The sequence below is a fragment of the Cupriavidus sp. GW822-FHT03E04 genome, assembly GCF_058801495.1.
The window spans coordinates 66,148-80,078 of record NZ_JBXANI010000020.1; the positions used below are offsets into that span (position 1 = coordinate 66,148).

Genomic DNA, 13,931 nt, shown 5'->3' on the forward strand with positions numbered 1-13,931 from the left:
TTGCGTGCGCCGCGCGTCAGCGCTCCAGCACCCAGGTGTCCTTGGTGCCCCCGCCCTGCGAGGAGTTGACCACCAGCGAGCCTTCGCGCAGCGCAACGCGGGTCAACCCGCCCGGCACCATGCGCACATCCTTGCCGGACAGCACGAACGGACGCAGGTCGATATGGCGCGGCGCGATCCCCGACTCGACATACGTCGGGCAGGTGGAAAGCGCCAGCGTGGGCTGCGCGATGTACTGCTCGGGACGCGCGCGCACGACCTCGCGGAACGTATCGATCTCCGCGCGCGTGGCGGCAGGCCCCACCAGCATGCCGTAGCCGCCGGCCCCGTGGGTTTCCTTGACCACCAGTTCGCTCATGTGGTCCAGCACGTACTGCAGGTCGTCCGGGCGGCGGCACATGTACGTCGGCACGTTGTTGAGGATCGCTTCCTCGCCAAGGTAGAAGCGGATCATGTCGGGCACGTAGGGATAGATCGACTTGTCGTCGGCCACGCCCGTGCCAATGGCGTTGCAGATGGTGACGTTGCCCGCGCGGTAGACCGAGAGCAGCCCCGCCGCGCCCAGCGTGGAATCCGAGCGGAACACCAGCGGGTCGAGGAAGTCGTCGTCGACCCGGCGGTAGATCACGTCGATGCGCTGCGGCCCCTGGGTGGTGCGCATGTAGAGGTGCTCGTCCTGTACGAACAGGTCGCTGCCCTCGACCAGTTCCACGCCCATTTGCTGCGCCAGGAAGGCATGCTCGAAGTAGGCGGAGTTGTACATGCCGGGCGTGAGCACCACCACCGTGGGATCGGCGATGTTCTGCGGCGAGACGCCGCGCAGCATGTCGAGCAGCAGGTCGGGATAGTGCGCCACCGGCGCCACGCGATTGCGCGCGAACAGGTCCGGGAACAACCGCATCATCATCTTGCGGTTCTCCAGCATGTAGGACACGCCGGAGGGCACGCGCAGGTTGTCTTCCAGCACGTAGAACTCGCCCTCGCCAGCGCGCACTACATCGATGCCCGCCACATGGGCGTAGATATCACGGGGCACGTCGATGCCGAGCATCTCGGGGCGGTACTGCGCGTTGTTGTAGATCTGGTCTGGCGGGATCACACCGGCGCGGATGATGTCCTGCCCGTGATAGATATCGTGGATGAAGCGATTCAGCGCCGACACCCGCTGGCGCAGGCCGCGCTCGAGCGTTGCCCACTCGCTGGCGGGGAAGATGCGGGGAATGACATCGAACGGGATGGTTCGTTCGGTGCCGCTGTTGGACTCGTCTTTTTCACCGTAAACGGCAAACGTGATGCCCACGCGCCGGAAGATGAGATCCGCTTCGGCGCGCTTGTTGTCCATGGTGCCTTCGGACTGGCGCGCCAACCAATCCGCGAACTGCTTGTAATGCCCCCGCACGGCACCTGCCGGCAGGGACTCGCCCGCGTGGATTGCTGCTGCCACGCCATCTTGCCAATCGAGCATCTCGTCGAAAAACCGCGCCGCCATGATGGCCGTTCCCCCATGATTTGGGTGCCGCCCAAACTGCCGGCTATCCCGTTTTGATTGGCTTGTTGTTCCCGGCACAGCACCTTGAGATCACCACCCGAGGCCCGGCGGCTTGGCCGCGGACCATCTCGTCATGCTTCGAAGTGCTGTCCCTATAGGATACCTATGACCACGAAAGCCGCAAGCGGCAGGCATTCGCGCCATCAAACATGGATAAGCAAGATGTCTGCCAGCCTTCGCTTCGGGCCAGCCTTGGCATCGGTTCAGCGGGCGATCGCCGCGCTTTTTTCTGCCTGCACTCCGGCCAGGATGCGCTGCACCAGCGCCTCCGGCGTCTGGCGGATATCGAGCACCAGGGCGTCGCGCGGCTCCTCCAGGGTCTCGAACTGGCTCTGCAGCAGGGCGGGATTGAAGAAGTGGTCGCTGCGCTCGGCCAGGCGGCCGCCAATGACCGTAGCATCGCCCTTCATGTAGACAAAGGTCACGCCGCCATCGGCGGGCGTCAGGCGGTCGCGGTAGGTTTGCCGCAGCGCGGAACAGGTAAAGACGTGGGTGCGCCCCTCGGCGCGGGCCGCATCGATCGCCGCGCGCATCGCGGCCAGCCAGGGCCAGCGGTCGTCGTCGGTCAGCGCGATGCCGTTGTGCATCTTCGCCTTGTTGGCGGCGCTGTGGAATTCATCGGCATCGTGGAAGCCGCATTGCAAGGTCTTGGCCAGCAACTGGCCGACCGTGGTCTTTCCGCTGCCGGAAACGCCCATCAGGATGTAGATCATGTCTGCTCCAATGATCATGTTCGGATGGTTTTCCCATCCTTGTCGGTAGTCCCCGCGCCGGCGGCCGGTCGGCTCCGCAAGCGTTCAGCCATGAAGCCATGATAGGACCCGCATGGGCCGGCTCGGGGTCGTCTCCGCCAGCCATCGGCTGCCGGGGACACAAATGACACAAATTTAAGGGGCGCTGCCTATTGTGCGACGGCCGCGCCCGTTTGGACAGCGCCGGGCGCGTCGGCCTCGGAGAGGTCCAGCGCGCTGCCGCCCTCCTCCGCGATCCGCGCGTTGCGGCGGAACAGCCCGAACAGGCCCCGGCCGACGCTGAAATTCGTAAAGGCGTCGTCCGGCAGCACGGCTGAAGCACGCGTGGCCAGGTCGCCGTCGCCATTCGCGGCGCCAAGCCATTCCAGCGTGCCTGCCACGGCGTCCACGCGGATCCGGTCGCCGTCACGCACGCGCGCCAGCGGGCCGCCGGCAAGTGCCTCAGGCCCCACATGAATGACCGCCGGCACCTTGCCAGAAGCGCCGGACATGCGGCCATCGGTCACCAGCGCAACCTTGTAGCCGGCGTCCTGCAGCGAGCCCAGCACCGGGGTGAGACGGTGCAGTTCTGGCATGCCGTTGGCGTTGGGTCCCTGGAAACGCACGACCGCGATCATGTCGCCCGTGAACTCGCCGGCTTCGAACGCGGCTTGCAATTGCTCTTGCGAGTCGAAGACGCGTGCCGGTGCTTCGATCACCCGATGCTCATCCGCCACCGCCGACACCTTGATCATGCCGCGGCCAAGATTGCCTTGCAGCAGGCGCAAGCCGCCCTCGGTGGAGAACGGCTCGGCCGCAGTGGCCAGCACCGTGGCATCACCGCTGACGGCGGCGCCGTCGCGCCACTGCAGCACGCCGTCGATCATCACGGGCTCTTGCGTGTAACGGGCCAGGCCACGCCCGGCCACGGTTTCCACGTCCTCGTGCAGCAACCCGGCGCTGAGCAGCTGGCGAATCACGTAGGCCACGCCGCCCGCGGCGTGGAAGTGATTCACGTCGGCCGAGCCGTTGGGGTAGACACGCGCCAGCAGCGGCGTGATGCGCGAGAGGCGGTCGAAATCATCCCAGTCGATGAGGATGCCCGCCGCGCGCGCCATCGCCACCAGGTGGATGGTGTGGTTGGTCGAGCCACCCGTGGCCAGCAGGCCGACCACGGCATTGATCACCGCGCGCTCGTCGACGATGCGCGCCAGAGGCAGGTAGTCGCCGCCCCGCGCCGTCAGGGCCAGCGCGCGTTGCGCGGCGGCGGCGGTGAGCGCGTCGCGCAGGCCGCTGTCGGGATGCACGAAGGCCGCGCCCGGCATATGCAGGCCCATGATTTCCATCAGGAACTGGTTGCTGTTGGCGGTGCCGTAGAAGGTGCATGTGCCGGCGCCGTGATAGGCCTCGCACTCGGCCTCCAGCAAGGCTTCGCGGCCAACCTGGCCGGTTGCGTATAGCTGGCGCACGCGCGCCTTTTCCTTGTTGGACAAGCCCGTCGACATCGGCCCGGCCGGCACGAACACCACCGGCAGGTGGCCGAACTGCAGCGCGCCCATCAGCAGGCCCGGCACGATCTTGTCGCACACGCCCAGCATAACCGCGGCATCGAAGGTGTTGTGCGACAGCGAGACCGCCGTGGCCATCGCAATGGCATCGCGCGAAAACAGCGACAGTTCCATGCCGGCATTGCCCTGCGTGATGCCATCGCACATCGCCGGCACGCCGCCCGCCACCTGCGCCACGGCGCCAACGGCACGCGCGGCCTCCCGGATCACGCCGGGATAACGTTCGTACGGCTGGTGGGCCGACAGCATGTCGTTGTACGCGGTAACGATGCCGAGGTTGGCAGCATGCTCGACCCGCAGCTTGAGCTTGTCGTGCGTGGGCAGCGCGGCCAGGCCGTGCGCGAGGTTGGCGCAGGACAGCCCGCGCAAGGGGCCCAGCTCCTGCTGGGCGCGTTCGCAACGCGCGAGATAGGCGGCGCGGCTGCGCTGGCTGCGCGCGATCACGCGCTCGGTGACGGCGTGGACTTCGGCGTGGAGGGCTTTTGACATTGGGGGGAGTTCCTGGTCGTGATGCCTGATCGTATCCGGGAGGACTGGGGGGACTTGCGGTCGCTATTGTTTGTAGATTTTCTACATTATATCGAAAGCCAATTTGAAAACACCATGCGTGCACATCACAAAGCGCTTTATTCATGGCATATTTAGCGCACATAGGTGAAATCCCTACCCGGTAGTCACGCTGAAGCCGCGATGACCCCGCCTCTGATTATGTAGAATATCTACATGCCGCTCGATCCGTCGAGCCACGGATTCCGGGGCCAAAGCCAGAACAACTCCCCGGCACAGACAGCCCATCCCTGCCCTACCATGCGCGACCGAATTCTTGCCGTCTACGACACGCTTCGCCCTTCCGAACGCCGCCTTGCCGACTATGTCGCCCGCCACGGCGCCAGCGTGATCCGCTTGTCGATGCCCGAGCTGGCCGAGCGCGCAGGCGTATCCCAGCCCACCATTGCGCGCTTTTGCGCGGCGCTGGGCTACGACGGCTTTCGCGAGTTCAAGCTCCAGTTCGCCCAGAACGTGGGCGGCGGCACGCCCTTCGTGCACCAGGACGTCAAAGCCGAGGACCGCCCCGCCGATATCGCCGGCAAGGTGTTCGACCGCACCATCGCCACCCTGATGACCGTGCGCAACGCATTGTCGGCAGACCAGATCGAACATGGCATCCAGCTGCTCGCCGCAGCCAGGCGCATCGAGTTCTATGGCTGCGGCAACTCGGGCATCGTCGCCCTGGATATCCAGCACAAGTTCTTCCGCCTCGGCATGCCGACCGTTGCCTACTCGGACTCGCACGTCTTCAGCATGTCGGCGGCGCTGCTCGGACCCGGCGACGTGGCCGTGCTGGTCTCCAACAGCGGGCGCACGTGGGACATGCTGGCCGCCGCCACGCTCGCCCGCGCCAGCGGTGCCAGCGTGCTGGCGCTGACCCACAGCGGCTCGCCGCTGGCCGCGCTGGCGGACGTCTGCGTGTTCTCGGACGTGGAGGAAGACAGCGAGGTCTACACGCCGATGACCTCGCGCATCTGCCACCTGGTGCTGGGCGACGTGCTGGCAGCGGGCGTCGCCCTTGAGCGCGCCGACACCGTCTCCGCCGGCCTGCAGCGCGCCAAGGCGCACCTGCGCGAGCGCCGCATCGCGCAGGCCGAGCCCGCGCATCTCAGCGAGGCGCAGGCGGCGCCGCGCGCCAGTAGCGCCGCGCGTGCTGGCGGTAGGCCTGCAGCGCGTAAGACTCGCCGCGCGTCGTAAGCTGGACCGCGCCGGTCTCGTCGCTGCGATAGCGGGCGATCTCGTGCGAACCGTAGCGGTCCCAGATCTCGGGCCGGGGATGCCGGTGGCGGTTGCGGTAGCCCACCTGGAACAGCGCGACCTCCGGTGCCACCACGGCCAGGAACGCGCCGCTCGATGAGGTGTTGCTGCCGTGATGCGGCACCTGCAGGAAATCCGCGCGCAAGTCTTGCGTCGACAGGCGTGCCAGCAGCGCCGCCTCGTCACGCCGGCCGATATCGCCGGTCAGCAGCAGGCTGCGCGCGCTGCCCGCCACCTTGAGCACGCAACTGCGCGCATTGCTGTCGATGGCGGCATTCTGCGCGATGCCCGGCAAGGGATGCAGCATGGCAAAGCGCACGCCATCCCACTCCCACTGCTGCCCCGCCTCGCAGGGCTGCGCTTCCAGGTGCGCAGCGCTCGCCGGCGGTACCAGCAGCCGATGTCCCGCCGGCGCGCCAGATAGCAGGCTGTCCACCGGCAGCGCCGCCATGATGTCGCGCGCACCGCCAGCATGATCCGCGTCTTCATGGCTGATCACCAGCGTGTCCAGCCTGCGCACCCCAGCGCCGCGCAAGAACGGCACGATATCCCGCGCGCCGGCGCTGTTGCCCAATTCGCCACGCGCGGCACCCCAGCCGTAAGCCGGCCCGGCATCGTAGAGCAGCACGCGCGAGCGCGTTTCCACCAGTATCGCCGTGCCTTGCCCGATATCGATCGCGGTGGCGCGAAACTCCCCGTGCGCCACCGGCTGCCGCCCCGCCAGCACCATCGGCAACAGCAGTACCACGCCATGCAGGCGCGCGCGCAAGCCACAGGGCACGGGGGCCAGCAACAGCAGCGAGCCGAGCACCGCCAGCGCCAGCGCCGCCGGCCCGGCGCGCGCGGCCTGCCACACCGCCCACGGCGGCGCCGACAGCCACTCCAGGCCCAGCACCAGCCAGTGCAGCAGCAGATGCGCAGGGCTGAGCAGCCAGCCCGCCAGCGGCGCGGGCACCGCCGCCGCCAGCAAGGCCATCGGCGTCACCAGCAGGCTGACCAGCGGGATCGCCGCCGCATTGGCCAGCGGCGAAATCACCGAGACCTGCTGGAACAGCAGCAAGGTCAGCGGCACCAGCCCGATCGTGACGGACCATTGCGTGCGCGCCGCCTGCGCAAGGCTGGCGCGAACACGCTGCCAACGCGTCAGCGCGGACTGATTGGCGGGTTGCGCCGCGGCCAGGAAGATCACGCCCACCGCGCCGAACGAAAGCCAGAACCCGGGCGACAGCACAGCCCAGGGGTCGAGCCCGATCGCCACGAACGCCGCCCAGGCCAGCACCAGCGAGGCCGGCGGCGTGCGCCCGCTCCAGAGTGCCAGCGCCGCCACCACCAGCATCGACACGGTGCGCAGCGCCGGCACCTGCATGCCCGCCAGCAGGCCGTAGACGAGGGCTGCAATCACCGCGCCCACCAGCGCGCCGCGCCGCGCCGGCCACCACAGCGGCAAGGGCCGCGGCAGCCATCGCCCGAGCCCGAACGAATGCCGCCACAGCCAATGGACGAAGCTGGAGAACAGGCCGGAAATCATGGTGATATGCAGGCCGGAAATGCTGATCAGGTGGCCGATGCCGGTGCGTGTGAACAAGATCCAGTCCCGCTGCTGGATGCCGTGCTGATCGCCAACCACCAGGGCCGCCAGCACCGGAGCGAAGCGGGCATCGGCTGGCAGGCTTTGCAAGACGTGATCGCGCACCTGCGCCCGCCATCGCGCGATCCGCCACGCGAGCCGTTCGCCGACAGCGTCCTGCGGCTCGCCGATGGCATCGCGCACGTAGCCAGTGGCGCCAAGCGCGGCCGCCATCAGCCAGAATTCGTAATCGAAGCCATGCGGATTGGCCAGGCCATGGGGCTGCCGCAAGCGCACGGTGAAGACGTAGCGCTCGCCCGGGCGCAAGCCGGCCGGGGCATCGTCCCAGCCCAGCAAGACGCGGGGCGGCATGCCCGCCGCATCGTCGAGCGCGAACACGAAGCGCTGGCCGCGCGCGGCCTGCGCCGGCAGCCCGGCCACCACGCCACTCACCTGCAGGTCGACCCCTTCCAGCCCAGGCGCCAGCCGCTCTGCCAGGCGAGCCTCGGCGCGCCACGCCGAACAGCCGAAACCAGCCAGCAGCGACAATACGATCCAGGCCACCCGCGCCCAGCCAGGCCGGCGCGTGCGCAGGCACAGCGCGAGCGCGGCCGCCAGCAGCCCGGCAGCCGCCAACACCCACGCCGCGCCGCCACGCGGCAGCGAGCCTTGTTGCTGCAGCCACCAGCAGCCCGCCACGAAGGCGAGCAAGAACAGACGCATGCGGACTCCCCCAACGGGCAGATGGGATATCGGATGCGTCTGCTTATACGGCCGTTACCGGCCGCCAGACTCGTCAGGATGAAACGGATTGGTTGCCGATTGTTTCGGCCGGGGCCAATGCAGGCAATGCCGGGGGAAACATGGTTGACGCGAACGCGCCCAGCCGCGGCAAGGCCGCCACGGAGTTGCGCCACATCGCCTGCGCCAGTGGCGCGGCATCCAGCCCGCGCAACTCGCCCAGCACGCGCGCCACGCCGGCCACTTCGGCAGGCGTGTTGCGCGCCTTGTGCTGCTCGCCGAACTGGTCGTCGGACAGCCAGGCGGGCGCGATGTCGGGTGCGTCGGTTTCCAGCACGATGGCGTCGAGCGGCAGCTCCGCCGCCAGGCGCCGGATCTGGTTGGCGCGGCTGAAGGTCAGGTTGCCGCCGAAGCCCAGCTTGAGGCCCTGGTCGATAAATCCCCGCGCCTGCTGCACGCTGCCGTTGAAAGCATGGGCAATACCCTGGCGCACGCCGATGCGGCGCAACTGGGCCGCCACCTGGTCCTGCGACTTGCGCACATGCAGCAGCACCGGCAAGTCCAGCTCGCGCGCAATCTTGAGTTGCTCGGCATAGATCCAGGCCTGGTGCGCGGCATCAAGGCCGGGCACGAAGAAATCGAGCCCGATCTCGCCGATGCCGACGAAGCGCGGATCGGCCAGCGAGGCTTGCGCCTCGTTGCGCAACGCATCGAGGTCGGCCTGCCCCGCGCCCGGCGTGCACAGCGGATGGATCCCCAACGCGTAGACGCAGCTAGCGTGGCGATGCGCCAGCGCCCGCACCGCGGCAAAATTCGACACGGCCACCGCCGGCAGCACGATGCCCGTCACCCCCGCCGTGGCAGCGGCGGCGGCAACGGTGTCACGGTCGGCATCGAATTCGCCGGCGTCGAGGTGGCAATGCGTATCGATCCACATGGCGGGTTCCGCTGGTTCAGCGCTCGCGGTGGATATGCCCATCGCGCAATCGCAGCACGCGATCGCAGCGGCTGGCCAGGTCGAGGTCGTGGGTCACGATCACAAAACTGGTGCCCAGCGTGCGCGACAGTTCCAGCATCAGGTCGTAGACGCCGCCCGCGGTATGGTCGTCCAGGTTGCCGGTGGGCTCGTCGGCCAGCACGCAGGCCGGGCCGCCCACCAGCGCGCGGGCGATCGCCACCCGCTGGCGCTCGCCGCCGGACAGCTCGCCGGGCCGGTGCTGCGCCCGGTCGCCCAGGCCCACGCGCTCCAGCACCGTCATCGCCGCCGCGCGCGCCTCGGGCTGGCGCAGCCCGCGGATGCGCATCGGCATGGCCACGTTATCCAGCGCGGTGAACTCGGGCAGCAGGTGGTGGAACTGATAGATGAAGCCCAGCTCGCGGTTGCGCACGATATTGCGCTCGCTCTCGCGCAGCGCGGTGAAAGGCCGGCCCTTCAAGGCGACCCGCCCGCTGTCCGGGTTGTCGAGCCCGCCCAGCACATGCAGCAGCGTGCTCTTGCCGGAACCGGAAGCGCCCACGATGGCGACTTTCTCGCCCGCATCCACCCGGACATCCACGCCCTTGAGCACGGTCACGTCCAGGCCGCCCTGGCGGAAACGCTTGGTCAGGCCCTCGGCCAGCAGCACCGGCATATCCGAGCCGGCCTTGCCAACGGCGTCTGCGGCATTGCCGGCCGGTGCGGCGTGCATCAGGGTTTCACTCATAGCGCAGCGCCTCCGCCGGGTTGACGCGGGCAGCACGCCAGCTTGGGTAGAGCGTGGCCAGGATGGACAGCACAAAGGAGACGATACCGATGGTCGCAATGTCGTTCACGCGGGGATCCGAGGGCAGTTCGCTGATGAAATAGATGTCGCGCGGCAGGAACTGCACATGCAGCAGCCGTTCGATAAAGGGCACGATCACATCGATGTTGAAGGCGATCAAGGCGCCGCCGGCAACCCCCGCCAGCGTGCCGATAAAGCCGATGGCAACGCCCTGCACGATAAAGATCTTGGTGATCGAGCTCGGCTGGGCGCCCATGGTGCGCAGGATGGCGATGTCAGCCTGCTTGTCCGTCACAGTCATGACCAGCGTGGACACCAGGTTGAAGGCCGCCACCGCGATGATCAGCGTCAGGATGATGAACATCATGCGCTTCTCGGTCTGCACCGCGGCAAACCAGTTGCGGTTCTGCTTGGACCAGTCCCGCAGGTAAAGCTCGCCCGAGAGCGTGCCGGCCAGTTCGTCGGCCACCTGGGGGGCGCGCTGCATGTCCGTCAGTTTCAAACGCACGCCGGTGGGCCCGGCGAGGCGGAACATGGCTTCGGCGTCGCGGATATTGATCAGCGCCAGCGCGTTGTCGAACTCGAAATGGCCGGACGAAAACACGCCCACCACCGTGAACTGCTTGAGCCTCGGCAGCACGCCGGCCGGCGTGATGGTGCCCTGCGGCACCACCAGCGTGACCTTGTCGCCCACCTGCACGCCCATCGCGTTGGCCAGCTCATTGCCCAGGGCGATGCCGAACTCGCCCGGAAGCAGGCGCTCCATGCTGCCGCCCCGGAACTGCTTGCCGATATCGGAAACCTTGGGTTCTTCCGAAGGCTCGACCCCACGCAGCAGCACGCCGCGCACGGCGTCCTCGCGAGTCAGCATGGCCTGCGCGGCCACATAGGGCGCAGCACCGATCACTTCCTTGTTGCGCATCGCCTCGGCGGCGGTCTTCTGCCAGTCGGACAGCGCCCCGGGGCCGACCACCTCGATGTGCGACAGCACGGAGAGCATGCGATCCCGCACTTCTTTCTGGAAACCGTTCATCACCGACAGCACCACGATCAGCGCCGCCACGCCCAGCGCAATGCCGAGCATGGAAATCATCGAGATAAAGGAAATAAAGGTGTTGCGGCTGGCGCGCTTGCTTGCGCGGGTGTATCGCCAACCGATCTGCCACTCGTAAGGAAAGTTCAAGAGGGTTCCTGTTGTTAAGGAGAAACGCCGGCGCCACACCGCCGACGCCGCTGATGACTTGCTGGCCGCACACCCGGGGCGCCGCTCGCGCCACTGTCGCAACCGGGCCGGGGACGATATTTCCGCCGTCAGCCAGCCGCAAGTTTACAATCTCGGCACCATGATGACGCACCTGACCCTGATTGTGCCCTTTTCTGTCCCGCCCGGCGCCGCGATCGACGCCGACGGTGGGGGTAACGACGCCATGCTCGAAGCCTTGCTGCGGCAGTTGGAGTTGCCGGCGCTGGGAAAGTTGCTCACGCGCGCCAGCCCCGGCCCGCGCGAGCGGCACGACGACCCCTTCCTGCGCGCGCTGCCGCATGAGCGCTGGCTGGCCGGGCGCGCTGGGCTCGACACGGCCCGTGTGCCCAGCGCCCCGTACATGCGCCTGGCCGACACGACCGCCGCCGGCAACGGTGCCACGGCGGACGATGGCCAGGCCTGGGCCTGCCTGCAGCCGGTGCATATCCATGCCGCGCGCGACCACCTGGTGCTGATCGACCCGGCTCAGCTGCATATCCGGGCCGAGGAGTCCGCCGCCCTGCACGCCGCAGTGGCGGCGCTGCTGCAGGAATCCGGCATTGTGCTTGAAACACCGCACCCGGCGCGCTGGTACATCCCGCAAGCCGTGTTCGGGCCACTTGTGGCCGCCAGCCCGCTGCGGGCCACCGGCCGCAATATCGATGTGTGGATGCAGGCCGGCGAGCGCGCCCGCGACTGGCGCCGGATCCAGAACGAAATCCAGATGACCTGGTACGACCATCCGGTGAACCAGGCCAGGGAAGCTGCGGGAGAGTTCTCCGTCAATTCGGTCTGGCTCCACGGCGGCGGCACCCTGCAGCCGGTGCCGCGCCTGGCAGACACGGTACTGACCGGCGACGCCTTCCTGCGCGGCGTGGCGCTGGCCGGCGGCGCGGCATGCCAGCCCCAGCCCCCGTGCTTCAAGGCAATCCAGGCGATGCAGGGCAGCGCCATGGTACTGCTGGACGACGCCATCGAGTCCCATATCGCCCAGGACTGGGGCCTGTGGATCGAGCGCATGCACACGCTCGACGCCGAATGGTTCGCGCCCGCCCTGGCCGCCCTCGAAGCCGGGCAGTTGCAGGCGGTCACGCTCATGCTGTCCGGCGACAACCACTACGCCGAGTTCACCGTGCGCCGCGCCGACCTGCGCAAGTTCTGGCGCGGCCTGGGCCAGCGCGGCGACTGGCGCGCGCTGCTGTCCGACCTCGCCTATGCCGCCTGATCCCCTGGTTTTCCGCAAGACCCCGCAATGACAAAAATCGCTGTTCGCTCTTTTTCCACCGAGCACGCTGGCAAGCTGGCCGGGTTCGGCCTGCATCCCACGCTGGCGCGCATCCTCTCGGCACGCGGCGTGCGCGAGCCGGCCGAGCTCGCCACCGAGCTGCCCGGCCTGGTGCCGCCGGCGGCCATGAAAGGCATCGACCACGCGGCCACCTACCTTGCCGACGCCATCGCCGCGGGCCGGCGCCTGCTGATCGTGGCGGACTATGACTGCGACGGCGCCACCGCCTGCGCGGTGGGCGTGCGCGGTTTGCGCATGCTGGGGGCGCGCATCGACTACATCGTGCCCAACCGCTTCGAGTACGGCTACGGCCTGACCCCGGAGATCGTGGCCCTGGCCGCCAAGCAGCAGCCGGATGTGATCGTGACGGTGGACAACGGCATTGCCAGCGTCGACGGCGTGGCGGCGGCCAATGCGCTCGGCATCGACGTGGTGGTGACCGACCACCACTTGCCCGGCGACCAGTTGCCCGACGCGGCAGTGATCGTCAACCCCAACCAGCCCGGCTGCGAATTCCCCAGCAAGAACCTGGCGGGCGTGGGCGTAATGTTCTACGTGCTGCTGGCCTTGCGTGCCGAACTGCGCCGCCGCGGCGTGTTCGACGCGCAGACCCAGCCGCGCCTGGACGCCCTGCTGGACCTGGTTGCGCTAGGCACGGTCGCCGACGTGGTCAAGCTCGACAGCAACAACCGCATCCTGGTGGCACAGGGCCTGAAGCGCATGCGCGCCGGCCGCATGCACGCCGGCGTGGCCGCCCTCTTCCGCGCCGCCGGGCGCGAGGCTACGCGCGCCAACACCTTCGACCTGGGCTTTGGCGTGGGCCCGCGCCTGAACGCCGCAGGGCGGCTGGCCGACATGTCGCTCGGCATCGAATGCCTGCTGACCGACGACGCCAACCGCGCCTGGGAGATCGCCCAGGAACTCGACGGCATGAACCGCGAGCGGCGCGATATCGAAGCTGGCATGCAGCAAGAAGCCTTGCAGATCCTGGAAGGCCCGCTGGGCGCGCTGGACCCGGCCGCGCGCTTTACCGTCAGCGTGTTCAACGACACCTGGCACCAGGGCGTGATTGGCATCGTGGCCTCGCGGCTCAAGGAAAAATACCACCGCCCCACCATCACATTCGCCCCGGGCGACGAAGACACGATCAAGGGATCGGGCCGCTCCATCCCGGGCTTTCACCTGCGCGATGCGCTGGACCTGGTGTCCAAGCGCCATCCCGGCCTGCTGAAGAAGTTTGGCGGCCACGCCATGGCGGCCGGCCTGACCCTCAGCGCCGACAGCTTCGGGCTGTTCATGGAAGCGTTCGAGGCGGTGGGGCGCGAATGGCTGAGCGACGAGCAGCTGGCGCGGGTGATCGAGACCGATGGCGACATCGAGGATGCCTGCTTCAGCCCGGAATTCGTCTCGCTGCTGGAGCAGCAGGTCTGGGGCCAGGGCTTCCCGGCGCCCACCTTCTGCGGCGAGTTCGACGTGCTGCGCCAGAGCGTGCTCAAGGGCAAGCATCTGAAGCTGCAGCTAGGGCGCGGCAGCCAGCGCTTCGACGCGATCTGGTTCAACCATGCGGAGTCGCTGGGCGCCAGCGCGCTGGTGGCCTACCGGCTCGACAACAACACCTTCAACGGCATCACGCGGGTGCAGATGGTGATCGAGCACGCGCAGTAGCGCGCCTGGCTGG

General features: G+C 68.1%; 10 protein-coding genes. 3 read left to right on the forward strand and 7 right to left on the reverse strand.

The features are described 5' to 3' along the window. Positions 1-16: 16 nt before the first annotated feature. From AC1RQC_RS27065 to edd, 3 genes are all read right to left on the reverse strand, one after another. Positions 17-1,489, reverse strand: a complete 1,473-nt coding sequence (locus AC1RQC_RS27065; protein ID WP_492372679.1) for a circularly permuted type 2 ATP-grasp protein — start codon at positions 1,487-1,489, stop codon at positions 17-19. Between the two features lie 263 nt (positions 1,490-1,752). Then, on the reverse strand, positions 1,753-2,262 hold the full coding sequence (locus AC1RQC_RS27070; RefSeq protein ID WP_492372697.1) for a gluconokinase: 510 nt from the start codon (positions 2,260-2,262) through the stop codon (positions 1,753-1,755). A 188-nt stretch (positions 2,263-2,450) separates the two neighbouring features. After that, positions 2,451-4,337: a phosphogluconate dehydratase gene (gene edd, locus AC1RQC_RS27075; protein WP_492807776.1), complete on the reverse strand. Its 1,887-nt coding sequence runs from the start codon at positions 4,335-4,337 to the stop codon at positions 2,451-2,453. A gap of 318 nt (positions 4,338-4,655) precedes the next feature. On the opposite strand from edd, the gene AC1RQC_RS27080 reads away from it, so the two are divergent. Continuing rightward, the gene (locus AC1RQC_RS27080; protein ID WP_416048083.1) at positions 4,656-5,594 is read left to right on the forward strand and encodes a MurR/RpiR family transcriptional regulator; all 939 of its coding nucleotides are present in this window, start codon (positions 4,656-4,658) and stop codon (positions 5,592-5,594) included. On the opposite strand, the gene AC1RQC_RS27085 is transcribed toward AC1RQC_RS27080, so the two are convergent. The 4 genes from AC1RQC_RS27085 to AC1RQC_RS27100 form a co-directional block, all read right to left on the reverse strand. Further along, entirely contained in the window at positions 5,506-7,944 is a 2,439-nt protein-coding gene (locus AC1RQC_RS27085) for a DNA internalization-related competence protein ComEC/Rec2 (RefSeq protein WP_492885142.1), read from the reverse strand. The genes AC1RQC_RS27080 and AC1RQC_RS27085 overlap by 89 nt on opposite strands. A gap of 73 nt (positions 7,945-8,017) precedes the next feature. After that, positions 8,018-8,899 (reverse strand): TatD family hydrolase, encoded by an 882-nt coding sequence (locus AC1RQC_RS27090; RefSeq protein ID WP_492372682.1) that lies wholly within the window; start codon positions 8,897-8,899, stop codon positions 8,018-8,020. Positions 8,900-8,915: 16 nt separating this feature from the next. After that, on the reverse strand, positions 8,916-9,665 hold the full coding sequence (gene lolD, locus AC1RQC_RS27095; RefSeq protein WP_492372683.1) for a lipoprotein-releasing ABC transporter ATP-binding protein LolD: 750 nt from the start codon (positions 9,663-9,665) through the stop codon (positions 8,916-8,918). Beyond that, positions 9,658-10,908, reverse strand: coding sequence for a lipoprotein-releasing ABC transporter permease subunit (locus tag AC1RQC_RS27100; protein ID WP_492885144.1), 1,251 nt, complete (start codon positions 10,906-10,908; stop codon positions 9,658-9,660). The genes lolD and AC1RQC_RS27100 overlap by 8 nt, the downstream gene beginning before the upstream one ends. 160 nt (positions 10,909-11,068) lie before the next feature. Between AC1RQC_RS27100 and AC1RQC_RS27105 the strand changes: the two genes are divergently transcribed. Further along, the gene (locus AC1RQC_RS27105) at positions 11,069-12,193 is read left to right on the forward strand and encodes a hypothetical protein (RefSeq protein ID WP_492807782.1); all 1,125 of its coding nucleotides are present in this window, start codon (positions 11,069-11,071) and stop codon (positions 12,191-12,193) included. 27 nt (positions 12,194-12,220) lie between these two features. Beyond that, complete coding sequence (recJ, locus tag AC1RQC_RS27110) at positions 12,221-13,918, forward strand: single-stranded-DNA-specific exonuclease RecJ (protein WP_492372685.1); 1,698 nt, start codon at positions 12,221-12,223, stop codon at positions 13,916-13,918. Positions 13,919-13,931: the final 13 nt, after the last annotated feature.